At 44.6% G+C, this 23922-nt stretch carries 19 protein-coding genes; 6 read left to right on the forward strand and 13 right to left on the reverse strand.

Features of this window, described 5'->3' with window-relative positions; translation table 11 throughout:
* Window positions 1–52: 52 nt before the first annotated feature.
* The 3 genes from ACTRWF_RS00835 to ACTRWF_RS00845 all read right to left on the reverse strand — a co-directional run bounded on the left by ACTRWF_RS00835 (window position 53) and on the right by ACTRWF_RS00845 (window position 3540).
* Window positions 53–457, reverse strand: coding sequence for a hypothetical protein (locus tag ACTRWF_RS00835; protein WP_462835076.1), 405 nt, complete (start codon window positions 455–457; stop codon window positions 53–55).
* A complete protein-coding gene (locus ACTRWF_RS00840; RefSeq protein ID WP_462834951.1) occupies window positions 457–2124 on the reverse strand; it encodes a S41 family peptidase in 1668 nt (555 codons plus the stop codon). Before ACTRWF_RS00840 ends, ACTRWF_RS00835 begins: the two co-directional genes overlap by 1 nt.
* A gap of 342 nt (window positions 2125–2466) precedes the next feature.
* On the reverse strand, window positions 2467–3540 hold the full coding sequence (locus tag ACTRWF_RS00845) for an SMP-30/gluconolactonase/LRE family protein (RefSeq protein ID WP_462834952.1): 1074 nt from the start codon (window positions 3538–3540) through the stop codon (window positions 2467–2469).
* A gap of 231 nt (window positions 3541–3771) precedes the next feature.
* Between ACTRWF_RS00845 and ACTRWF_RS00850 the strand changes: the two genes are divergently transcribed.
* The gene (locus ACTRWF_RS00850) at window positions 3772–4350 is read left to right on the forward strand and encodes a demethoxyubiquinone hydroxylase family protein (protein WP_462834953.1); all 579 of its coding nucleotides are present in this window, start codon (window positions 3772–3774) and stop codon (window positions 4348–4350) included.
* A gap of 323 nt (window positions 4351–4673) precedes the next feature.
* Here the strand turns inward: ACTRWF_RS00850 and ACTRWF_RS00855 are convergent, their stop codons facing one another.
* The 4 genes from ACTRWF_RS00855 to ahpC all read right to left on the reverse strand — a co-directional run bounded on the left by ACTRWF_RS00855 (window position 4674) and on the right by ahpC (window position 9365).
* Window positions 4674–6167, reverse strand: a complete 1494-nt coding sequence (locus ACTRWF_RS00855) for a PepSY domain-containing protein (RefSeq protein ID WP_462834954.1) — start codon at window positions 6165–6167, stop codon at window positions 4674–4676.
* Between the two features lie 9 nt (window positions 6168–6176).
* Complete coding sequence (locus tag ACTRWF_RS00860; protein WP_462834955.1) at window positions 6177–6713, reverse strand: hypothetical protein; 537 nt, start codon at window positions 6711–6713, stop codon at window positions 6177–6179.
* Window positions 6714–7041: 328 nt separating this feature from the next.
* Window positions 7042–8631 (reverse strand): alkyl hydroperoxide reductase subunit F, encoded by a 1590-nt coding sequence (gene ahpF, locus ACTRWF_RS00865; protein ID WP_012518269.1) that lies wholly within the window; start codon window positions 8629–8631, stop codon window positions 7042–7044.
* Window positions 8632–8807: 176 nt separating this feature from the next.
* Window positions 8808–9365 (reverse strand): alkyl hydroperoxide reductase subunit C, encoded by a 558-nt coding sequence (ahpC, locus tag ACTRWF_RS00870; protein WP_431603865.1) that lies wholly within the window; start codon window positions 9363–9365, stop codon window positions 8808–8810.
* A gap of 311 nt (window positions 9366–9676) precedes the next feature.
* Here ahpC and ACTRWF_RS00875 point away from each other — a divergent pair, with 311 nt between their 5' ends.
* Window positions 9677–11005: a DUF2252 family protein gene (locus ACTRWF_RS00875; protein WP_462834956.1), complete on the forward strand. Its 1329-nt coding sequence runs from the start codon at window positions 9677–9679 to the stop codon at window positions 11003–11005.
* A gap of 320 nt (window positions 11006–11325) precedes the next feature.
* Window positions 11326–13917, forward strand: a complete 2592-nt coding sequence (locus ACTRWF_RS00880; RefSeq protein ID WP_462834957.1) for an ExeM/NucH family extracellular endonuclease — start codon at window positions 11326–11328, stop codon at window positions 13915–13917.
* A gap of 128 nt (window positions 13918–14045) precedes the next feature.
* Here the strand turns inward: ACTRWF_RS00880 and ACTRWF_RS00885 are convergent, their stop codons facing one another.
* Both ACTRWF_RS00885 and ACTRWF_RS00890 read right to left on the reverse strand, forming a co-directional pair.
* Window positions 14046–15731 (reverse strand): response regulator, encoded by a 1686-nt coding sequence (locus ACTRWF_RS00885; protein WP_012518264.1) that lies wholly within the window; start codon window positions 15729–15731, stop codon window positions 14046–14048.
* A gap of 285 nt (window positions 15732–16016) precedes the next feature.
* The gene (locus tag ACTRWF_RS00890) at window positions 16017–16688 is read right to left on the reverse strand and encodes a 2OG-Fe(II) oxygenase (RefSeq protein WP_012518262.1); all 672 of its coding nucleotides are present in this window, start codon (window positions 16686–16688) and stop codon (window positions 16017–16019) included.
* A 282-nt stretch (window positions 16689–16970) separates the two neighbouring features.
* On the opposite strand from ACTRWF_RS00890, the gene ACTRWF_RS00895 reads away from it, so the two are divergent.
* The 3 genes from ACTRWF_RS00895 (at window position 16971) to rluF (ending at window position 20452) form a co-directional block, all read left to right on the forward strand.
* Window positions 16971–18527, forward strand: coding sequence for a carbon-nitrogen hydrolase family protein (locus ACTRWF_RS00895; RefSeq protein ID WP_012518260.1), 1557 nt, complete (start codon window positions 16971–16973; stop codon window positions 18525–18527).
* 215 nt (window positions 18528–18742) lie between these two features.
* Window positions 18743–19552 carry an AAA family ATPase gene (locus ACTRWF_RS00900; protein ID WP_012518259.1) on the forward strand — a complete coding sequence of 270 codons (810 nt, stop codon included), beginning with the start codon at window positions 18743–18745 and terminating at the stop codon, window positions 19550–19552.
* A gap of 153 nt (window positions 19553–19705) precedes the next feature.
* Window positions 19706–20452 (forward strand): 23S rRNA pseudouridine(2604) synthase RluF, encoded by a 747-nt coding sequence (rluF, locus tag ACTRWF_RS00905; protein ID WP_012518258.1) that lies wholly within the window; start codon window positions 19706–19708, stop codon window positions 20450–20452.
* Between the two features lie 188 nt (window positions 20453–20640).
* On the opposite strand, the gene rpsO is transcribed toward rluF, so the two are convergent.
* The 4 genes from rpsO to rbfA form a co-directional block, all read right to left on the reverse strand.
* Window positions 20641–20910 (reverse strand): 30S ribosomal protein S15, encoded by a 270-nt coding sequence (gene rpsO / locus ACTRWF_RS00910; protein ID WP_012518257.1) that lies wholly within the window; start codon window positions 20908–20910, stop codon window positions 20641–20643.
* 111 nt (window positions 20911–21021) lie between these two features.
* Complete coding sequence (locus tag ACTRWF_RS00915; protein WP_462834958.1) at window positions 21022–22308, reverse strand: hypothetical protein; 1287 nt, start codon at window positions 22306–22308, stop codon at window positions 21022–21024.
* A gap of 194 nt (window positions 22309–22502) precedes the next feature.
* Window positions 22503–23474 carry a tRNA pseudouridine(55) synthase TruB gene (truB, locus tag ACTRWF_RS00920; protein ID WP_462834959.1) on the reverse strand — a complete coding sequence of 324 codons (972 nt, stop codon included), beginning with the start codon at window positions 23472–23474 and terminating at the stop codon, window positions 22503–22505.
* Window positions 23475–23876, reverse strand: coding sequence for a 30S ribosome-binding factor RbfA (gene rbfA / locus ACTRWF_RS00925; RefSeq protein WP_012518254.1), 402 nt, complete (start codon window positions 23874–23876; stop codon window positions 23475–23477).
* Window positions 23877–23922 lie beyond the last annotated feature (46 nt).

Here is a 23922-nt window from a genome sequence, read left to right on the forward strand (position 1 = left end):
CGCCCAGCGTTAGTCAACGCTGGGCGTTTTGCATTTATAAAGCAAACTTGGGTTAGACTTTGGGTGCAGCCTCACACACAACATTATCTAAGGTGGCTAGCTCACCGGTTTGCTCGTTGCGTAATAAGCACTGTTTACCATTAGTTAAAAGCGTAAAGCTAAATATCGGGTTATTGTGCCTGCCATCAATGGGCAGACCTCTGCTAGCCATCTGCGCTTTTCGCTCAATAGTCACCTTCGAAGACTGGCTAAACACGTCATCGGCAACGGTAATCTTAACGCCGCCAAACCACTCGCTAATGGTGTTTTCGATAGCCTGTTTTTGACTGGCCGTGATAGACGTCGCTCGGGCCTCTTGCATATCATCGCCTTGGGTTGCTGCACAACCACTTGTTAGCGCAAGGGATGTGAGTAGAGCCGTCGCCACCATCACCCTTTTTTTTACAAAAAACGGCATCACTCGCGTTCCTTTATAATTGGTTGATTTATTTTATTGTGTAAAATAAACGTCTCTTTGCGTGTTTGTGGCTTATCGATGGCAATAAGCTTTTGTCCTGCCAGCGCGCTTTGGCTCTCGCTTTGATTAAAGCCTAACGCCTCGATATTGGCAACAGCGCTTGAAGCAACCACCTCTGGGCATGACCCCGTAGCGGCATACTGTAACGTAGCAGACAGCATTCCTTCATCTGGGTCACCTAAACTCGCGGTAAAGTCATCTTCCACTTCACACCCCGGCAACTCAAAGTCGAAGTTTGGTGTGGTGGTGGGCATAAAGCCGTCGGCGTAGTCGCCAAAACCTTTATTATTTATCCCCTGAAATTGAATAGTGAAATACGTCTCACCACAATTATCGGTAGGATAGAAACCATAGGGCTTACCGCAAGTTGTCGAGCCAATTTGTACCACTTCAACGTCGATACCGCGAAGCGCATTCATCACCGCTTCACTTGCTGAGCAGGTTGCATCGGTTGCAATAACGTACACTCGCGTTAGCGACAAGCTAGGCAATAGCGTATCGGTAAGTAAACCTGCGTCGTAATCAATTTCTGTGCTGTAAAATGGTGTAGGACGGATAGTTTCCCCAGTGACAGGGTTTGTCGATGGGTTTTTGTCATTAAATCGCAAGGTTTCAAAAATGGCATCGTTAGTTTGATTAGGCCCAGCCACCATATAAGAAAGCTGTGACGCTAACGCCAAACGCCCCCCTCCGTTATAGCGCAAGTCCATAACTAACTCTGTTACGTTTTGCTCCACGAAAGTATCGAAGGCATTAATTAAGCCTTCTTGCGCAGTAACGATAAAGGTATTGAATTGGAAGTACCCTACCTTTCCTCTTTCGGTCTCTAGTACTTTAACATTTTGAACAGGCGTTACGCTTATATCACCCGAGGTGATTTCCACCGAGGTTGTGGTGCCATCAACCAACTCGAATTCAAAATTGGCTGTCGTGCCCGCGTCATCCGGAAACAGAGCGGCATTAATAGCATCCACGCCTTGCTGGGTATTATCATTAACAAAATCAACGCCGTTGATGCTTAACACTTTGGCCCCTCGCGGCACTTCTGCCAAAGCGGCGGGCGACCTGGGCTCGGTGAAACGAACGGTTAGCTGTCTAGGTACTGTAGTTGACCCGAATTCCCAATCAAACCCGTAACCCGACGATATACCCGACTGAGATAATTCGTTGTATTCTGCTGTATCTTGCGAAAAATGAAAGTTGTCTTTTGGCGTACCGCTTGGTGTAAGTTCGGTGGTTTTTAGCTGATCGAAATAGGCTAAAACCGAAAAATTTTCCGGGTCGTTATCGTCTACTTCGTCATACCAAAGGTAAGTATCGTTAGTCCAAGAGCGCAGCCATAACTTTTCATCCATTGCTGTGCCTTGCATATCGGGGTAAGCACTTCCTGTGAATGGGTCAATGCCGCTTCGAGGGGTTTCGCATTTCGCAATAAATTGGGATTGCGGCTCGTAAACGCCGGCTTCCCACTCTGGCTCACTCGTGACAGGCGTCGTCGGCGTAGTGGCCACAGGAGGATTATTAGACGATCCTCCCCCGCCACCACAGCCACCAAGAAGAGTAACCATTACCGCCAATGCCACCGAAGAATACGTATACGCTTTCATGTTCAGAAAAATGTCCTTTTTTAAATACGGCTAACCTAAAATAGTAAAACAGTACTACACGCATTTTTTTTAGCATAGACGATATTGACACAACCTAGAAAGGGTAACTACTTAACAAATGTTTAAAATGTTTCTAAATGTAAAATGTAGGTAGGGGTTGCTGCTCGGCCCAATAACGTATTCATTTACGTATTCATTTACGTATTCATTTACGTATTCATTTACGTATTCAATAACGAACTATGCCTGCATCATCGTAGCTAACGCCCTTTTGCCTTGGTTTTATTAAACCTACAAAGCATGTTTACAGTGTATAGGCGCTATACTCATGGCGCGTTCGCACTACTCTTTTAGACCTAACACGCCCACAGCAGTGGCTGTTAAGCTACTAATGTACAGCTCTTCATCGGTTTCAATTGCGCCCGTTGTGAAAGGAAATGCGCCTGTTGGGTCTTGCAAGCTTAGCTCTATTTCTCCGCGTTCACTTATTTTTATTAGATGGCCGTATGCTTGCCCCTGTGGGCGAAGAAGCTTAGGAAGTCGTTGCACTATTTTCCGTAAAAAAGGACTGTCGGCGAGTTTATCAACGGCGCTTGAACGCGGTGATGCCAGCCCCACGTAATAGCCACCGTTTCTTGCCGCACTTATGTTATCGGGAAAGCCGGGCAAGTTATCAATGACGATATCAACCTGACCGGACCTTGGCCCACCTAGCCAATAGCGCAGCACACGGTAGTTTCCCGTTTCATTAACTAAAACTGACGCTTGGTCATGGCTAACCGCTACTCCATTAGCAAAGACTAAACCATCCATAATGACCTTGCTTTTACCCGTTGAAGGGGTGTATTCGATTAGCCTACCATTCCCTCTGTGCTCTAAAATTTCAAGCAAACTTGCATTTAGGGTGCCACCAAACGCTTTGGCTGAAAACTTGGTGGTCGCGTCGGTAAAGTACACCTTGCCATTTTCTGCGATATCCACATCATCTGCATAAACGACAGGGGTGCTGTTTACGCTATCAACCAGCACAGAGAGTACGCCAGCAGTATCTATTTTAAGTAACCCAAGGTGAGCATCGGCGATTAGAAGGTTTCCTTTACTATCGTACTCAATGCCTAGGGGGCGACCGCCCGTATTTACCCAGGGAGAAAAGGTACGCTCGCCTTTTTTCTTTAACAGAATGGCACCTGAATGGCTCGATGTCGCCAAGGTTCCTTCATGGTTTAACGCAAAGTCCTCTGGCCCATAGTCGTCGCCCAGATCAATAAGGGTTAAATCGGAAAGCCGTGTGTTTTGGGCGAATTTACCTTCAAACCCATTATTGGCAGGTGATTGCCATGAAACTGGCGCTATGGGTACAGGCCATAACAGTAGGTAAAGGGCAATTAACACAACGATCAACCAAGCCACTTTCATTAGCACTCTCCCCATATTATTACGCTTTCTATTTAGCTTGCGCCTAGGTTTTCCCCACAATAGCAAGCATACTTTCAACACTCCCCTTTCGTTTTTGAATAATGAACTATTACTCAAAGCTGTTTTTTAAGGAGTTAATATGGCAATGCTTTTTGCGCATTACAAATTCGTAAAGTGACATCTATAAACTGGTTTCGCGCGTTTCATAATAAAATGCTGTAAAGGTGCACCATGTCATTTTATTCAAAAACACTCGAAGCTTCGTATGCCAAGCAGATAGACAGAGAGTTACGGGCAAGCCATGCTGGTGAAACCGGTGCGGTTTGGATATACCGAGGCGCGTTTTTTGCCGAATTCATCCTAAGCTTATTTAATATTTTGCGCTCGACGGAAGATACCAAGGTCTTCATTCAAGAGCATCTAAAAACTGAAAAGCAACACCTGAATCTTTTTGAAACGGAAATGCCGCTTTTCAGAGGAAGCTTTATTCTGCCCCTATGGGTAGCGGCTGGTTTTATTACAGGTTTTATTCCTCGCTTATTAGGTAAAAATTGGTTTTTCTATACGATTTACAGTGTAGAGAAATTTGTCGACACCCATTACGAAAAGCAATGTAGCAAATTGGTAATGCAACCGAACCCGCCATCAAACGTCATTAACCGGTTCAAACGGTGTCAGATGGACGAACAGCATCACAGAGACGAGGCACAATCTCAAATCGCAACGAAAGTCACGCTGCCTATGAAACTGTGGGGGCGCTTAGTACGCGTAGGTTCATCGGCCGCAGTTACAATCGCGAAGATTATTTAGAGGAATAATCCACGCACTAAATAGAACCATGATAGATTAAAATAATTACCTAATTCTCAGCATCATGGAAAGAATGAATGGGCAAAAAAGACAGAATTAGACCACCAAAGCCTTGCGATATATGCAGTAAAGAAGCAGACGTACAATTTAGAATTCAAACAAACGAGAGTGGTAACTGGCGTAGAGTGTGTAAAACATGCCAAGAACAGGCAGCAAGTAGCGCGGGTTATCTCTACGGTGGAACATGGAAAAGAAAAAAGCGCAATTAGCGCCTACGCGTTCTCACGGGCAGGCGCTAACTGCGCGGTTAACGTTAACGCTACTTAAGCACTCGCACCCTCTGCGCTATTGCCTTGACTAGCCTGCCCCGCGCTGCCAGTTTTGTCTTTTTTCACCTTTGCTTGTTCAGTGCTAGCACGTTTTATTAATGTGCGGGCACGGTATACGCTCCAGATGACGTAAACCGCCATGGGAATATTCAGCTGTAACGAAGCAATAGTAAATGTTGCACTACCATGCACCGCCACGTAAGCAACAAGCAGCATGAATACGCTAAGCCCCGATATCAATAGCCACATAGGCTTAGTTAACGACTTAACCGCCACCGTTACCCCAGTATTTAATAGCATTAAACACCAAAACACCGCTACTAAAGACCCCGTGAAAAACATATCTGCAATGGCAGTAAATGCTAATGCGCTTACACTTCCCCAAACCGTTGCGTACCAAAGGCGACTAGCCAGCGGTGGATGTGCTTTTTTAGACAGCCAAATCTCCATGCCCGATACGCATAACATCGTTAGCATTACACCCAAGACAAAGTAAAGCCATTTACTGACCAGTCCAGCGAAGTCACCAAAATGTAGTCGGTACATTGACCACAATAGCTGCTTACCCCATTCTCCGTTTTCATAACCCGCAACGCCTATATAATTACCCGCGGTATCAAAGCGGTAGCCTTCAGCGTAAATCATTCGATTAGGGGCCTTCGCGTAGATTTCTATAAATTGCTCAGGCTCACCCACTTCATGTACGGTTAAAAAGATAGGGGATTTCTCAGGGGCCAAGGTTTCCATTTGAGCAAATGCTTTGCCGATAGCCGGTTTGCCTTCTTGAGGCACTAAGACCGGGTCTGGTGTGAATATTTGATCCACTACGGCATCTCTGTCCCCCCCATAATTAAGCGTAGCAATGACAATAAGAATAATGCCCGCCAGCCCAAAGTAGGTGCCGGTAATACCGATAACTAAATGAAATGGCGATGCCCAAAGGCCGAAGCGATTATGCAGGTCTATTTGGGCTTGCTGACCATTACCCCCGCGTCTTAGCTTAAATGCATCTTTAGTGATACGTTTATGTGCAATAATCCCTGTGATGACAAGCGTACAAATAACTGCACCTAGCGCACTGACTAAAATCATCCCCCAACTGTGTGGTAAATTTAAATAAAGGTGTAAATCCACCAGCATTTGAGTAAAAGATACGCTTTCCTTTTCAATCAAGTTGCCTTCATTGTCGGCGAAGTAAGCAACATGATCATTTTCAACAACCAGTCGCGGAATATCTGATGTAGGGAACACCACGAAGAGGTGATGAGATTCTTCGGTGTGCCGCGACAAAAAGCTATCCATGGCTTTTTCAACGACTTCTGGCGACACATTTTCCATTTCGGTAATGTGCGGCTGCTCCCATCGCTCAAACTCGAAATGAAATACAGCAATGGTTCCCGACAAACACACAAGAAAAAGAAGTACGCTCAGAAACACGCCTACCCACGTATGTGCATTTAATGCATTTTGTTTGGTTATTTTATCCATTATTTTCACCTACATCGGCATAAAGGTAAGTACAGGCACGCATAGACCCGCAAGAACGGTGTAAGCACCCACCACTTTAAATTTGTGAACGGTGGCGAGGTAGTGATAAACAATCATCCCCCACAATACCGGCAAGAGCACAGTGCCTGTGGCGAGTTGCCCTGCTATTGATAAAGGAAGTAGCGCGCATATACCAAGGGTTAGAAATACGCTAACCGCTAACAAAACAACCAATATCACCACGTAGTTCGCCGTATTACCTAGCAGAGTTTTGCGAGAAAAATCGACGCTTCTCGGCTGGGGGTTATTCTTTGGCTTTAGTAATTGGGTTTGATTTAACGCGATAAAAGGCCACACTAACAACGCGGGAATACACAGCGCGTATAGCACACCGAACTCCCACCCTTGAGCATAAGACCAGCACACGGATGAAGCCAACCAAACAGCAAGCCCCACGTATAAATAAGTAGACGCCTGCCCACGCCAACTTTTATAAACTGCCGCTAAGGCCGCAAGTGACAGACCACTTGCTGCAACTGAAAGCATAACTATTCCTTGAAGTAAGAACATAAAAGGCAACGCTAATGCTATCGTTAGCGATGAAAGTGCCTTTTGATGTTTTGTAGGTTTTTTATTTGTGGTAAAGCACCCGAGCACGCATAAATGCGCGTTTCTAAAAGAAGGATAAAACTGCTGAGCGCTCTACTTCTTTCTATTTTAACGGTGCTAATTTAACAAATTGACAGTTAAATGAAAACTACTATCATTACTATTTAGGGCGATACATTTGATGACTTAGAAAAGGAAAACAAAAAAGCCGAACTAACATGGTCAGTTCGGCTTTTTGATTGGTAGGTAAAGGAAGCGCCGCTAATTAAGCTGCTTCGCTCTCATCTTCTGATTCAACGACTTCGTGGCTTAGTAAATACTCGAACGCTGCCAATGAGGCTTTAGCGCCCTCGCCCATTGAAATAACAATTTGCTTATACGGAACAGTTGTTACATCGCCCGCTGCAAATATACCAGGCTCAGATGTATGACACTTGTTGTCTACCACAATCTCGCCGTATTGTGTCATTTCAACCGTATCTTTCATGAACTGGCTGTTTGGAACAAGACCAATTTGAACAAATACACCTGCTAGTTCGCGGGTATGAATCTCGTTAGTACTACGGTCTTGGTACTCAATCGCATTCACTTTGCCATTTTCTGCAGTGATCTGACGGGTCGCTGCATTTTTAATAATAGTGATATTGTCGCGCTTTTCAGCTTGGTCTATTAATACCTGATCGGCTTTAAGCTCTGGCATGAATTCAAATACCGTTACCGATTTCACTATACCTGCTAGGTCTAGTGCAGCCTCAATACCCGAGTTACCACCACCAATTACCGCCACGTCTTTGCCTTTAAAGAATGGGCCGTCACAGTGTGGGCAATATGCTACGCCATTCCCTACGTTTTCTCTTTCACCTGGTACGCCCAGCTCTCTCCAACGGGCACCAGTAGCGACAATTACCGTACGCGTACGGATTTGCTCGCCAGAAGACAACGTAATCGTTTTGATGTTGCCTTTTTCGATGCTATCTACACGAACATGCTCTTTAAGTGTAATGTCGTAGTCACGTACGTGCTCCATCAAGTTGCCAACAAGTTCAGGGCCTGTGGTTTTAGGCACAGAGATTAGGTTTTCAATGCCCATCGTATCTTTAACCTGCCCGCCAAATGTTTCTGCAACAATTGCTACTTTCAAACCTTTACGAGCGCTGTAGATAGCTGATGCTACGCCAGCTGGGCCACCGCCAATTACCGTCACATCTTGCAGCGGTAACGCGTCGCCTTTATTCGCTTCTTTAAGGCTTGGGTCGCGTTCGATAAGTTTGTTGATAAGCACAGAAGCGTCAACTTTACCGTTTGCGAATAGCTCGCCATTTAGATACACACTTGGTACACCTTGAATGTCGCGCTCTTGAATTAAGTTTTGATATAAACCGCCATCAATCATTTCAGCTTTAATATTTGGATTAACCAATGCAAATTGGTTTAACGCCTGAACGACCTCTGGGCAGTTGTGACAGCTAAGGCTAATGAACACTTCGAAGTTAAGCGGTTCATTGATAGCTTTTACCATCGCTTTAACGCTGTCATCTAGCTTCAGTTCTGTGCCTGCTGCGTGCAGCATGGCAAGGACTAAAGAGTTGAATTCGTGACCACCGGGAATGCCTGAGAAACGGATACCCGTATCTTCACCGTCAGCTTCTAATAGGAAGCTGATAGCGCTGCGGAGTTCACCATTAGTGTCGCGCTCTTCAACATTAAGTTTTTCGCTTACTGATGCAATGTCGGACAGAAACTTCACAAGCTCGTCGCGCTTGCTATGTTCACCGGTCTGTACGACAAAGGTTACGTTTTTCTGCATTGTTTCAGCATAAGACTTCAATGCTTGTAAAATTTCTTTAGTTAACACGGTTATTCTGCCTTATTTTCGACACGCCGATCCCCGCCAACCTTCTTCTGAGGTCAACTACATAAGCGGAAATTGGGAATTAACATCAGGGAGCGGAGACCCGCTCCCTATATAAACGTTGCCAATGCTTACCGTTAGCTAACGCCAACGGCATTATCGGCCTCTAAGCAAGACGCTTAGATTTTACCTACTAGGTCTAGAGAAGGTGCTAGTGTTTCTTCACCTTCTTTCCATTTAGCTGGGCAAACTTCGCCTGGGTTATTTGCTACGTACTGAGCAGCTTTAACCTTACGTACTAGGTCGTCTGCATCACGGCCGATACCTTCAGACGTGATTTCCATTGCTTGAACGATACCCTCTGGGTCAACAACAAATGTTGCACGGTCAGCAAGGCCCATAGTTTCACGCATACAATCGAAGTTGCGAGTGATTTCACCTGTTGGGTCGCCAATCATTGCAAACTTGATCTTGTTGATCGTGTCTGAAGAATCGTGCCATGCTTTGTGTGTGAAGTGAGTGTCAGTAGATACTGAGAAAACTTCTACGCCACGAGACTGAAGCTCTTCGTATTTGTCAGCGATGTCACCAAGCTCGGTTGGGCATACGAATGTGAAATCAGCTGGGTAAAATACGAAAACTGCCCATTTACCTTTGATGTCTTCACTGCTTACGTCAATGAACTCGCCGTCTTTAAATGCAGTCGCTTTGAAAGGTTTGATAGCAGTATTGATCAATGCCATGTTTAATTCTCCATTTTGGTTTTAAATTATCTTCGCAAGCAAGTAGCATGCGAATACAAACTTTACGTTTATAGTGACGACATGGTTTTACACTTTTGTGAACTTATTCACTAATGAAAAATTCATGTCTCTCGAAACTGGTGATAAGAATAGCGCGTATCATTTTAAAAAACTAATTGGTAAAAATGAATCGCTTAATCAGGTTATTGAATTGAACGATGAAAATAGAACCAAATTGATTAATTGCATTGCAATACGCGCACTTAAAAGCTCAGCGTTTGCCACATGAATAGGTGAGGAAAACCATGTTAGACAATCGGCTTCAACATATCATAGATGCAGTCAAACGCATTGACGGGCAAACACCAAGCTTACAGCTAGCTAAGCACACAAAGATGGCTTCAAGCCCTTTTGTGTTTTATCGAGGAAGTGCCCAGCTATTTTATGCCGATATTCGATCTGGGGTCATCACCTTCCCAAAAGAATGTGACTCAATTCCCCTTACAAGCGTAATGGGCGATTGCCACACCTCAAATTTCGGTTTTCTTACCGAAGAGGGTTCCCATGGCGACACGGTTATTTTCTCACCCAACGATTTCGACGATGCATGCGTAGGACAAGCGCAATGGGACGTTCTTCGCTATCTCACGTCTTTACATCTTGCCAGAGCACATTGCGTTGGTGTGGTTAAAGGTAAATATCAAGATGACGCTATCAACCATTCGAAACCGGTCGTTGGCCATCAGGATGTGATTGAAGCTCAGTATCGTTTTATAGAAAGCTATATAAAGACATGTGAGCGCGTTAAAGCAAACGCTTCGGTACTTAACGAAGCAATAGACACCTGCCCTAGCACCGTTCCCAGTAAATTAACTAAGCTCTATAACAAAGCAAAGGCGCGTAGTGCAGGTGGTGAAGATTTCACGTCAAAAAGTGCGTTAGCCAAAGCAGTACAACTACAGGGCGGCACATTAGCCTTCAAGCGTAACAGCGAGAAGTTCACTAAACTAAGTGGGCAAGAGTATTCAGCGTTACTGGCCGCGTTTGCCCCTTATATGGATGACGCCGTTGTGGATATCGTTAAACGCCTAAATGCCGGTACGGGCTCGGTTAATATGAACCGCTATTATTTTTTAGTGGGCCCGTCCAAACCGCATAACGCCGAAAGCTTCTCACATTGCCATATCGTAGAAGTGAAGCAGCAGCGTGAAGCCGCTCCCATTCACTATTTTAAAGCGCTTAACCCGGTTAATCGACTGAACGCGGCGCATCTTACCGCCCGCTGCCAACGCCGAATGCAGCGCAGGCCAGACTTAGTGCTCGATGAGGTAAAATACGCTGGCGCACACTATTTAGTGCGCTCGCGCCATCACGCTAAAGTTGGGGTTGCCCCGCACGATATCGCCATGGGCAACAAAGCCATTGAAAAGGGTTTTAATTACTTTGCTGAACTTTGTGGGTACAGCCTTGCTTTAGCGCACTGTCGGGGAGATCGCCGCAGTACCTGCTTCTCCTCTTCTGCGGCTAAAACATTTGAATCTGTAAAGACCCTACTGGTAAAAGTTGCAAATTTGTATGCTGAGCAAGTAATAGACGATCATGCTTTATTTAAACAACATATTGAAAACAAATGAATTGATGGGTAACGCCCTAGCTTGCGTTAGCGGTTTAAACACTTCACTGAATAGAATTACTTAAGCGAAAATTAAGCGCTTTGTTACAACTCAAAGGCATAAATAAACTTACCCATAAAAGATAAGTACCTGTTGTATATAAATTTATTAAAATACAGCTTGAATAAGCTTAAATCATTCCTACCCACGCGAAATCCCTTTACGGTAGTACTCGCAATAGCAAAATGGCATTGGGCCTGGTTATTGCTGGCTTGCACACCTGCGAGCACACACAAAGATGTGAATTAGAAAAATAATGAAAACTACAAAGGGAAAATGACGTGAAAACATCATTAACTTTACTATCTGCAGGGATAATTTCTGCGCTTTCTTCCACAGCAGTTAATGCTAACGATTTGGTCATTAGTGGTGTCATTGATGGGCCGCTAAGTGGCGGTGTACCCAAAGCCGTTGAACTTTTTGTGGTCAACGACATTGCCGACTTGTCCGCTTATGGTGTTGGCTCTGCCAATAATGGTGGTGGCACAGATGGCGAAGAGTTCACCTTCCCAACTGGCGTATCTGCAACTGCAGGAACCTATATTTACGTTGCATCTGAAATAGACGGCTTTACCGCGTTTTTCGGTTCAGCACCTGACTATGATAGCTCGTCAATGGGCATTAATGGCGACGATGCTATTGAACTTTTCAAAGACGGTAGTGTTATTGATACGTTTGGCGACATTAATACCGATGGAAACGGCACCGCGTGGGAATACCTTGATGGGTGGGCTTACCGTACCTCAGGCCAAAACGCTAACGGCGGCAACTTCGATTCAGCTAACTGGACATTCAGCGGTGTGGATGCGTTAGATGGCGCAACAACAAATACCGATGCAACGACACCTTTCCCAACAGGTACTTTCACAACTGAAGGTGGAGATGAAGTAGTCGATGAACCTGAAGTACCGGCCGTTGAGCTAGGGGTTTGTGGCGATGACGCGGTGCTTATCAGTACTATTCAAGGTAGTGAGAATAGCTCTGCAGAGGTGGGCAATAAGGTTATTGTAGAAGCTATTGTAACAGGTACGCGAGATGGCGGATTCTTTATCCAAGAAGAAACGGCAGATTACGACGCTAATGAAGCAACGTCTGAAGGCCTGTTGGTAGAAGGTAATATAGACATTGAAGTAGGCAACCTGGTTCGTCTTTACGGAGAAGTTGAAGAAAATTACGGCATGACCACGCTGGTTATGGACAGCGCTGTGGTAGCGTTAGATTGTGGCGAAGCGGAATCGGTTGCGAGCGTAGCCCTTTCAATGCCTTATGAAGTTGACTTAGAAACACTGGAAGGCATGGTAGTAAGCGTTACCGATGCTACCGTAATAAGCACGAATAACTTGTGGCGCTTCGGTGAGATTGTCGTTAGTGACACGATTAAGCGTCAGCCGAGCGACGTTGCAGCTCCACTGTCAGAAGACTACGTTGCAGCAGAGCAAGCAAGCGAAACCAGCTTACTCACTATTGAAGACAATAGTGGCTCACAATATCCTGATACACTTAATTACTTCCCTACTTTCAGCTATGCGAACGCCATTCGCATTGGCGACAGTGTGTCGGCCTCGGGCCCGCTAAACTATAGCTTTGGTACTTACAGAATAAATCCAAGTGACATCATTGAAGTAGCTTCAACACGCGAAGCCAACCCTGTTGTTGCTGAAGGTAACCTTTCAATCGCGACGTTTAACGTACTGAACTATTTCAATGGCGAAGTAGATGAAAACGGCGATGTGACCTTTGATTATGACAACAATCGCGGTGCGTCAGACGACGTGGCCTTCGCCCTACAACAAGGCCGTATTGTCGAAGCCATTATTAATTTGAATGCTGATGTTGTTGGCTTAATGGAGATAGAGAATGATGGCTTTGGCGACGATAGCGCTATCCAGTCTCTTGTTAATGCCATTAATGCTGAATTAGGTGAAACCGAACAATACGCATTTGTTGCTACCAGCGACGGTAGCGAAATAGGTACCGATGCCATTACCGTAGGCTTACTATATAAGGCGTCTGTAGTGACACCTGAAAGCGATGCAATGATTGTGGATATGCCAGTACAACAAATTGATGAAGATAGTCTGGCACGTATGCGCCCTAGCCTTCTTCAGTCGTTCGTTCATAACGAAAGTAGCAAGTCGTTCCTTGTTGCGGTAAATCACTTTAAATCTAAAGGTTCGCAGTGTGCTGAGGACGTAGCAGAAGCACCGTCTGAAATTACGACAATTCAAGGCAGCTGTAATGCACTTCGCGTATCGGCAGCGATCACGCTTGGTAACGCATTGAGCGATGAGAGCCTGCCTGAGCGTAAGGTCATCTTGGGCGACTTAAATGCATACAGTGCTGAAGACCCTGTCGCTGTACTTACCGATTACACACCTGAATCACGTGGATACACCATCGCTACTGCTATAAACACGGGCATGGACGAAGGTGCTTCGGTTGACGTTGAATCTAGCTTTGGCTATCACAATTTAGCCGAAGAGTTCGACGCAGAAGGCTTTTCATATTGGTTCTACGGCACTGAACAAGTGGGTAGTTTAGATCACGTGTTAGCAAGTGACGCCATGCTTGCAGACGCTATTGATGGTGCGCACTGGAATATTAACTCAGTGGAAGCGTATCAGCTACAGTACGATCAAGCGCTTCGTTTCTATCCTGAAGAAGAAGGCTACGCATTTACCGACGTTGGCCCGTTTAGAAGCTCGGACCATGACCCATTCATCGCCACATTCGATTTACAAGCGGACGTAGTTGAAGACGATGAAGATGACAACAAGGATAGCTCAGGAGGAGCGATGGGAGGAATTTTCGCATTGCTAGCCGCAATGGTAGGTTTTCGCCGTCGTCAGCATAATGTTGAAAAGAAAAGCTAACGTTGAAAAATAACCAGCGCCGTTCACATTAACAAAATGTGACCCGCAAACGTAAAAAGCTGCCTTTAAAGGCAGCTTTTTCAATGGCGCATCACCATAATTTTCTATTTCTACACACCACTAGGCGTTCACGCTTTAGACACTACCATACCCACTAAGTCAGCGGCATTAGTATCGTCAACTTCGATACCAATACGCTTAATATACTGGTCCCGCTTCTCCGCTTGCGTTGTCGATAATTCACTAGATAACAGTACCTTTGCTGCACGCTTTGCCGACTTCATTTGTTCATCAGATAGGTTATCGTCAAGGTGAATTTGGGTAATAACTTTCAATAAACTCAACGCAATTTGTTTATCTTTAGGCGACAATGTCAGTGCCTGCAGCAAGTTATTGTAGGCGGGGTTCAATCGGTTCTCTTTATAGTTTACCGTTGCCATCTGTTTCAGTTCTTTGGTGGTAAACTGAATCTCACTGCGTTCAATGGACTCTTGATTTAAGTATTCATTGACCACTTGCGAGGTAAAGGTATCGCCTTCAATCTGTTTACGTAGCTTATCTAAAATACTGACACAGTGTTCGCGCATTCCCAGTTCATGAAACGCCTTCATTTTGTCCAGACTGTCTTCCATCGACAAGCCTTCTGTAGAAGCTGAGCGATCTTTCATCAATTTTTCTGCACTACGCTTATCATCTCTTAGACAAAGCACGCGGGCTTTCACCACGTCAATTTGTTCACCAAGCTGACTTTGCATACCTTTTTGCTGTTTAAGCTCTTCCAGTTCGGACTCGGCTTTTTGCAAATACCTTTCTGTCTCTGTATTGCCCAGGCTAGTAGCAAGGTCAATAGTAGAACGGATAACGTTTAACGTGAGCTGAGGTGAATCGTGAATAGAGTTTTTAGCAAATTTTGCCATGTTTTGAACGGCAGAAAGCTGGCCTTTTTTGTCGTGATTAAGTCGAGCGAGGTCCCATAGGCGCTTGTTGCGCTCAATATTACGGGGCGCAAGCCTACTCGCTTCTTTCATCTGCTCATAAGCAATATCGAACTGCTCTTTTTCTATAAAATACTGCGCCAGTAAATCGTACGTTAAAAACCGCGTATCAGGCCTTTGTAACAAATCATCGACAAGAAGCTGGGCTTCTTCTAATTCGTCTTGTCTAAGTAAGGAGCGAGTTAAGCCAATATGAACCCATGCGTGGTCCATACTCTGCAATAAGCCCCTAAAATAATCTTCGGCGGTCTCGTAATCGCGAAGCTGCAATAAGCAATCGCCAATTAAGCGCTTTATTCTTGTGTGATACTCAGAAAGCAAGGCGTCTTTTAGCTGCCTTTCGGCATAATACATCGCAGTGGAATAGTCGCCTATCTGCATACAGTACAACATTTTGTGCAGCTTAAGGCGCACTTGTATTAAATAGTCTAATCGAGACTCAATTTTATTACGCTGTAGGGGTTTTACCCAAAAATCATCGGGCTGAAGTTCGACAATACAATTGACGAGCTCGGGCGATGTTTCGGCGCTTAAGAACACGACAGTTGTTGTGTCATTGATGTGATTGAGGTGCTTTAATTCTTCAAAGAGGTGAAAGCCATCTTTATCGTGGCTTACGTTAAACGACAATAATACAAAATCAAACTGTCGCGCTTCACATAGTCGCTTTGCATGAAATGCGTTAAATGCACTGCTGACATTCTTTATTCCAATTTCATGCAATGCAGATGCTACGACATCATGAACAAGCCCCTGATTATCGATAACCAGTACATGGAGTTCTTCTCTTGGGGTGGGGGCAGGTATTTTTTCCAGCATTGACCAATCACTTCTTACGTCTTTTCCCTAAGCGGCACAATAGGCATTTAAGCGATGCTATTGTGGACTGCACTACCATATCAACAAAACGTTCTGGGAAAGCGTCAGTTAAAAGCACTTTACTTCCACATTAAGAGCAAGGCTTTTAAAACGAAACATTTAGAGCATATTACCCTAGTGAAGGTTTAGTTTTACACCCTTTATCTGTAGATAGATAGCGTGAAGTTATTATACATAAGTATTATGTTTTAGATACCAGACATGCTGAACATTGCCCCATAAGTTTTAACGCGGTGGGTCTATGTTATCGTTAACGCTGCCGTTAACTCTAAACCAACCGGCAATAGAGTGACGGGTACGTGTAGCAGGCAGTACTTCATGGGGAAACTGTTCGCTCAAAAAGACGACAAGGGTATTTTTCTTCGGTAAGACTTTGGTACCTTCAACGTCATCACTGCTATTGTAAATGACCAGTTCTCCACCGTTCTCCTCCAGCCAATCTTCATTCAAATACCCGACCAGTGAAAGCACGCGATTGCCCTGCCCTTTAAACGCATCTACATGTCTTTTGTAAAATTTACCCGGTCCGTAGCAGGCGAAATGACTTTCAAACGAAAAAAGCCCCATAAAAAGTGAACGGTTTATATACTGCTGCATTGCTTCACACCATGCTAGCCACAGTGCTCCCTCTTGGGACGAGCCCGTAATCCAACATATTGCATCCCCTCTCACGTTCGTCGCTTTTTTATAGTTTTCCGCGCGACCAATGCCGGCCGTTTTATATTCTGCCTCAGAAATTGAACGCTGACAGTCTAAAAGAGCTTGTGTTATAAAATCAGGTAACCCATTCTCTTGTATAGAAAAGCCTTTCGTAACGAGGTCATCGACAATGGTTTCGAAAATCGATTCATCAAAAACATGAAGAGGTTGTATTGCTGTCAGTTGCTGTTTATTCATTTACGTTTTGTTTACCGATAAATTAAAACAAAGAAGGTTTGATGTGCATTGATGGCGTTAATGCACGCCGCGAGAAAGCTGCGACGTTATACGCCGCTAACATTAGTGTGGCAATTGTGAAACGCGGTTTTTACTCCGCAAAATTTTAATCGATAGAAGAAAAAAGTTTTATCGCTGGCGAGCGTGCTTCGAAATCGCACGCTTCTTGCTTGTCTTACTTAAAGTCAACATCAACTATACTTGAATATAAGTGATGTAAAGCGTAACAAACATGAGTAACCCATGAGTCAAGATCAAACACAAATAGAAGAAACGGAACATCATTTAGACTTGAGAAATTTAAGGCTAGATGACTACAACGATGTAAAGGCGTTAATGGATACAGTTTACGCCAATGTAGGAGGCGCTTGGCCGTACTCTAATTACAAAGCCCAGGTAACAACCTTTCCCGAAGGGCAAATTTGTATTGAAGATAAAGGCAAGGTGGTCGCTTTTGCTATCTCGGTTATCGTCGACTATGACCAGTTTGGCGATAAACACAGTTATGATGAGATAACCGGCGACGCCTACCTGACCACTCACGATCCTAACGGCGATGTGCTATATGGCGTTGAAGTGATTGTTTGCCCTGAGTATCGCGGCCTTAGACTAGGCCGCAGATTGTACGAGGCGCGCAAAGAACTGTGTCGTAACCTCAACTTAAAGTCGATAATGGCGGGCGGCCGTATACCAAACTACAAAAACCACGCTAATGAATTGTCGCCATACGAATACATTGAACAGGTAAAGCTTAAAGATATCTACGACCCTATTTTAACCTTTCAGCTTTCTAACGGCTTTGAAGTGAAACAGGTTATGTCAGCTTACTTGCCTGAAGATGAAGCGTCGCAAGGGTATGCCACCTTGCTTCAGTGGCACAATATTTACTATGAGCCTGGTACCCCTTCTCTAATCGCAAGCAGAAAGGCCAGCGCCCGTATAGGCTGTATTCAATGGCAGATGCGCTATTTTAACAATGTAGAAGAGCTATTGCAGCAGGTCGAATATTTCGTTGACGCACTGTCAGATTATTCCTGTGATGTTGCGCTTTTCCCCGAGTTTTTCAATGCACCATTAATGGGGCTTAGCCCGTCAGATTCTTCCATTGACGCTATTTGGCACTTAGCTACCTACACCGATGAAATTTTAACAGCGGTGTCCCATTTAGCGGTGTCCTACAATATCACGATCATTGCTGGCTCTATGCCTGTGGTGGAAGAGGAAGAGCTTTACAACGTTAGCTACATCTGTAAAAGAGATGGCACCATCGAGAGCCAATATAAACTGCATCCTACTCCTCACGAGAAAGAGGATTGGATAATGAAAGGCGGTAACAGCCTTAAAACCTTCGATACCGATTTTGGTAAAATTGGCGTACTGATTTGCTATGACGTGGAGTTCCCCGAGCTTGCGCGCATTCTGTCTGACCAAGAAATGCAAATACTCTTTGTTCCATTTTGGACTGATACTAAAAACGGCTATTTACGCGTACGCCGGTGCGCACAGGCACGGGCTATCGAAAATGAATGTTACGTTGCCATTGCCGGAAGTGTTGGTAATTTACCCAAAGTTGATAATGTAGACATACAGTACGGGCAAACGGCCGTATTTTCTCCTAGTGATTTTGCGTTTCCTCACGATGCAATTGTATCTGAAACCACGCCAAACACGGAAATGACTCTCATTGTTGATTTAGATTTAGACAAGCTTACCAAACTTCAAAACGAAGGATCAGTAAGAAACTACCTTGATAGAAGACGCGACTTGTATCGGGTTGAGTGGATCGGCGACAAATCCTAAAGCCGCGTTTCAGCGCAGCTAAATCTAACGCGTTAAAGAAAATGTTTAATCTTGTGGCTTATGTATTGTTGACATCTTCATAAGCCATAGAATTTCCTTTAAATAAGCGATAACATGCGGTAGCGCGTAAAAAAGGATGGGCTCTCTTCTTATTAGCGCACATCATGATAGCCTTGTGATTAGCGAGCCCTACATAACGAGATAAATAATTTACTATGGCAAACAATTCAAAAAACGACGAGTTTCCAACAATTAGGCTGGACGAAGAAGACCGTCGAGATTACCAAACCAAAAGGCAAGCGGCACCTTCAAAACCCTCTACCACGCCGTCATCAACGCCTTCTTCTCCTTCCCCTTCATCGAACGGTGGTGGAAATGGAATATGGGTAACCTTGGTTGCAATTGTAGCGTTAGCTGCATGTGGTGGCTGTTACTACTTATATACGCTATTAGAGCAACAAAAAGCCGTTGCCGATCAAGCCGAAAAACGCATTATGCAGCTTGAAAACAAACTCTCTGCCACTGGCGAAGAAATTGGCGAGTCTACGGTCGCGCTTCAGGTTAAGGTGACCGAGCTCAGTAATAAAACCAACGAGCTGTGGGAACAGATGGACAAGCTATGGGCTTCAGCTTGGCGCCGCAACCAAAAAGAAATTGCCGATTTAGGCGATCGTGTTGGCAACGTCCAAACCGCGCTCAACAAAAATATTGGTTCCGTATCTGACGATGTTAACGCCCAGGCGGCGGCCATTGGTTCTGTGAAAAATCAGCTGGCCTCGCTGGCCGACGAGTTGCTCGCGGTGAACGTTCAGCTTGAGCAAGCGGCTAACGATAAACAAAGCGCGCAACAAAGTGTGCGTAACCTTTCAGATAAGCTTTCTGTTCTAGAGCAGCGCAATACAACATTATCTGGCCGTCTGACTAGCTTAGAAAATGAAATCCGCGAAATTGCTACAAAAGTAGTGTCTCGCAGCGGTGCATCAGGTGGAAGCGGCTCGGCGCCAGCTACGGCAGGAACTCAATAGAATATTGGTTGATGTAATCTCTATTTAGCGGTGAGGCAACACACTGTTAAACGAAGAAACGAAAGGGGCAATGTGCCCCTTTCATTTTTTATGTATTAGCGTGTGTCGTGATATTATTATCTTCTTTTAAAAAATTATAGGACATACTGCGCAATGAGTGACCAAGCGCCAAAACGTTTAAATAAATATATCAGTGACACCGGCCTGTGTTCGCGACGTGAAGCTGATAAACTCATTGAGCAAAAGCGCGTTAGTGTAAACAACCATCCTCCAGAACTTGGCACCAAGATAGGCCCAAATGACATCGTAAAAGTAGATGGCAAAATTGTTGGGGCGGTGGCTAAAGACAAATCCGATCGGGTGTATATTGTTTACAACAAACCCATAGGTATCACCTGCACCACAGAGCGACACGTTAAGGGAAACATCATTGATGCCATAGGTCACAAAGCGCGTATTTTCCCTGTTGGGCGCCTAGATAAGCCATCAGAAGGGCTTATTATCTTGACCAGTGACGGTGATATAGTAAACAAGATATTGCGCGCTGAAAATGCTCACGATAAAGAGTACGAAGTCACGGTTAACCAGCCTATCAGCGAGCGCTTCGTTAAACGCATGGCCCGTGGTGTCCCTATCTTAGGAACAGTAACTAAGCCTTGTGTTGTAAAGCCCACAGGTAAAAATACGTTTACTATTATCCTAACCCAAGGGCTCAATCGCCAAATCCGCAGAATGTGTGAATTTCTTGGGTATGAGGTGACTAAATTAAAGCGCACGCGAATTATGCACCTTGAGCTCAAGGCCCTGAAACCGGGACAGTGGCGTAACCTCACCCAACACGAGCTAACCACGTTGCAAAATGCGGTTAAAGCATCAAGTAAAACTGCACCCTCAAACTAACATGCCATTAAGAATGCTTTAAAACGCGCCTATGCGATAATAATTAATTGCAACGAACGCCAAATCTCAAAAATATGGTCTAAGCTTCTAGCAAATAAAAAATGTGAGGACAAAGCGTCGCTTTTTTGAAGGAATAAAATTCACACAGAAAAAAAGCGCCCATTGGGCGCTTTTCTTGAAACCTAGTCTTATCGACGAAGGCCTAGACGCTTGATTAGGTCAAGGTAACGCTCAGCGTTCTTGCCTTTAAGGTAGTCTAGAAGCTTACGACGTTGGCTAACCATACGTAGAAGACCACGACGTGAGTGGTGATCTTTCTTGTGATCAGCGAAGTGACCTTGAAGCTTGTTGATGTTGTGAGTAAGCAAAGCAACTTGAACTTCTGGTGAACCAGTGTCGCCTTCTTTAACGCCGTACTCAGCAATGATTTTCGCGGTTTCTGCTTTAGTTAGTGACATGTCATTCTCCTAATATTAATGCTTCGCCGATCACTAATTCAGCAAAGCGGAATGAGCGCCGTATTATAATGACCTTTGCACAGTTAGCAAGGACCGAACAACGTAAATTCATCAATTAACCCGTTTAAGGTTCGATTCCACCTTATTAATACGTTTAGCTAACTCGCTTTTGTATTCGAAACCGTTCAAAAAATCCCTTGCCCGCTGGTCACTTTTGTATCCGTATGCAGAATACACCGAGTGGGCTATGTTTATCTTAGCGTCGCGATCTACAACTAAGTCTAAATTTTGTTCGACAAATTGCGGTGATCTGTAAACTGCTCCTTGTAATAAGGTAACCACTGCTTGCTTAGTATCGATATTCGTTTGACGTTGTGCCCAACTAAGCGCGGTGTCGGGCTCAAAATAAGCGATAGTTCTGGCAGCGTGTTCAACATCAGATTGATAGTTTTCACTACTGCTATGTTCTACAAACCAGGAAGCAGCTTCACTGGGTGATTGGTTTACATAACTATCAAAGACCGCGCGTTTTATCTCATTTTTTCGTTCGTTGTCATCTAGCGTATCGAACCAAGCTTTAGTGCTTTCAACGTCTTTGCGTACCCAGGTACTTATTAAATTCGTTTCTAACCGTTTGTCATCCGAACGTTTTACTAACGATAACATGTCTCGAAACTGCTCTGATGTTTCTAGGACACTAAAAATACCGCTGTAGGCCGCACTTTTTAAATTTTCTGACTCAAGAAGAGCGATAGACTGAAAGGCACTATCAATGTCCTCACTTGCCATTTCTCTAAAAATGAGCAGAGGGTAAATGTTGTTTTCGAGACTGCCTGAGGTAAGTGAAGCATTATTAATATACCAATCAAGGGCCTTAGAGGGCGATTGATTAGCCCAATTAGCTATAACCGATAAGCGAAACTGCTTCTTCGTTTCCAAGTTAATATTCATATTATCAACAAGGTCCCAGGCTTTTTCGGGGTTCAGCTCTACTAAGCGAGAGACCATTGTTGACAAAATCATGCCGGCATCTGGATCGCTGATAGACGTATCGATGCTTGATAACGTATCGATAATTGCCTGCTCGCCCATCGTGCTTATAGAGATAATTAAGGCGCCTATTTGTTTTAAGCTAAGCTTGGGCTTGTCGGACAACCAGGCCTCTAGGCTAATCTCATCAGGTTTACTCGCTGAGTCTTTGGGTAACTGATCACGCTTAGTCTCCCCTTGCTGAGGGGGTAGCGCTTCTTGTGAGACGTGTTCATCTTTACCGTCGCCCACGTTGGTTATATGTACAGAAGCTTCTGAGGGGACTGTCGGGCGCTTATCATTGGCATAGTAACCCGCAGCAAATACCAGGCATAGCGAACAAAGCCATAAACCAATCCATTTGATCATTGTGTAATCCCTTAATTAACACTCTGCGCCCGTTTAAGACGTTTCGCAGAAGGTAAAAGTCTGTATGAGTGATAAATAACCTACCACTAAATGGTGCGCCTTTTATACTACTTTATTTACCATTAAAAAAGCCTTGCGGTAACCGCAAGGCTTTAAATGAGTATAATTTGCTAGGTATCGCTAATTGCTAAGAACTAACTATAAACAACGCGACGTTTCGGGTTAACGAATATTTCTTGCTTGGGTATACCCTGATCTTTTGGGTCAAGTACCCCTTCCCCTACGCCAAGAAAGATGCCGTTGGTATCAACACCGTGATAAACACGATAAGACGTGCCCTCACTAAGTGGCTCGCTACACTCTCCTTTAACCGATTGTCCATTATCAAAGCGATTTCTTTCAACGTCGTTGATAGTCACAAACGGCAGACGACTTACTGCGGTGTCCATAGGAATGAGCAAGTCATCAAGTGCTTTATACTCACCGTCGTCTAGTGACTCCTGGATTTCAATTAACTTTTCAAGCGATACCATTTTATCCGTAGGATAATCGGCCACTTCAGTACGATGTAAACGGGTAACGTAGGCACCGCATCCTAAGTTTTGCCCTAAGTCATCAACGATTGAACGTATATACGTGCCTTTGCTGCATTTTATTCGCATATCCACGTTAGGAAGCTCAATGCGCAACACGTCAAGCTCAAAGACTTCAATATCACGGGGCTCTCGCTCTATTTCAATCCCCTGTCGGGCATAATAATACAGCGGCTTACCTTGATGTTTGAGTGCAGAAAACATAGACGGGATTTGTTTGCTTTTACCTAAAAAAGCAAGGCATGCGTCGCGGACTTGCTCTTCGCTAACATTGACGGGCTTTTCCTCAACAACTTCGCCGTCTGCGTCAGAGGTGGTTGTACGCACCCCTAGCTGCGCCGTAACTTCATACGTTTTCTCAGCATCGAGCAGAAACTGAGAAAACTTAGTCGCCTCACCAAGACACAAAGGCAGCATACCACTGGCCAGAGGATCAAGCGCTCCTGTGTGACCCGCCTTGGCTGCTTTATAAAGCCAACGCACTTTTTGAAGAAGCTGATTCGAAGAACCACCAAGTGGTTTATCAAGCAATACTATGCCGTTAATATCACGGCCTTTACGACGTCTTGCCATCTACTCCTGCTCTTGTGAATCGTCTTGGTCGCGCTTTGACTCATCTTTTGCAATGGTCTGAGACACAAGATTAGAAATACGCATACCTTCAATAATTGATTTATCTTCAAAAAAGTGAAGGTCAGGGACTGAACGCATACGAAGTCGCTTAGCAAGAATACTGCGAATGAACTTCTTGTACTCTGCTAGCTGTTTTATTTGAACTTTACCTTCTTCTTCCGTGCTGTTGTAAATGGTTACAAAAATCTTTGCGTGCGCTAGATCGCGCGATACATCTACGTCAGATACCGTAATCAAAGGCATATCACCCACACGGTGCTTGTATTCATTTTGCAGGATGCTAGCGACTTCTTTATGAACTTGCTGAGCAACTCTGTCGGTACGTGAAAACTCACGAGCCATTGTATTCTCCTTTCCTTATTTAACCTTGAAGCACGCTTTTGGGTCT

This window comes from Alteromonas sp. G5_S2_22_S1 (genome assembly GCF_054968525.1).

Bases quoted from the DNA above. Each gene is read 5' to 3' on its own strand.
- ACTRWF_RS00835 (WP_462835076.1), bottom strand. From the start codon at position 457: ATGCCGTTTTTTGTAAAAAAAAGGGTGATGGTGGCGACGGCTCTACTC.
- ACTRWF_RS00840 (WP_462834951.1), bottom strand. From the start codon at position 2,124: ATGAAAGCGTATACGTATTCTTCGGTGGCATTGGCGGTAATGGTTACT.
- ACTRWF_RS00845 (WP_462834952.1), bottom strand. From the start codon at position 3,540: ATGAAAGTGGCTTGGTTGATCGTTGTGTTAATTGCCCTTTACCTACTG.
- ACTRWF_RS00850 (WP_462834953.1), top strand. From the start codon at position 3,772: ATGTCATTTTATTCAAAAACACTCGAAGCTTCGTATGCCAAGCAGATA.
- ACTRWF_RS00855 (WP_462834954.1), bottom strand. From the start codon at position 6,167: ATGGATAAAATAACCAAACAAAATGCATTAAATGCACATACGTGGGTA.
- ACTRWF_RS00860 (WP_462834955.1), bottom strand. From the start codon at position 6,713: ATGCTTTCAGTTGCAGCAAGTGGTCTGTCACTTGCGGCCTTAGCGGCA.
- ACTRWF_RS00875 (WP_462834956.1), top strand. From the start codon at position 9,677: ATGTTAGACAATCGGCTTCAACATATCATAGATGCAGTCAAACGCATT.
- ACTRWF_RS00885 (WP_012518264.1), bottom strand. From the start codon at position 15,731: ATGCTGGAAAAAATACCTGCCCCCACCCCAAGAGAAGAACTCCATGTA.
- ACTRWF_RS00890 (WP_012518262.1), bottom strand. From the start codon at position 16,688: ATGAATAAACAGCAACTGACAGCAATACAACCTCTTCATGTTTTTGAT.
- ACTRWF_RS00895 (WP_012518260.1), top strand. From the start codon at position 16,971: ATGAGTCAAGATCAAACACAAATAGAAGAAACGGAACATCATTTAGAC.
- ACTRWF_RS00900 (WP_012518259.1), top strand. From the start codon at position 18,743: ATGGCAAACAATTCAAAAAACGACGAGTTTCCAACAATTAGGCTGGAC.
- rluF (WP_012518258.1), top strand. From the start codon at position 19,706: ATGAGTGACCAAGCGCCAAAACGTTTAAATAAATATATCAGTGACACC.
- rpsO (WP_012518257.1), bottom strand. From the start codon at position 20,910: ATGTCACTAACTAAAGCAGAAACCGCGAAAATCATTGCTGAGTACGGC.
- ACTRWF_RS00915 (WP_462834958.1), bottom strand. From the start codon at position 22,308: ATGATCAAATGGATTGGTTTATGGCTTTGTTCGCTATGCCTGGTATTT.
- truB (WP_462834959.1), bottom strand. From the start codon at position 23,474: ATGGCAAGACGTCGTAAAGGCCGTGATATTAACGGCATAGTATTGCTT.
- rbfA (WP_012518254.1), bottom strand. From the start codon at position 23,876: ATGGCTCGTGAGTTTTCACGTACCGACAGAGTTGCTCAGCAAGTTCAT.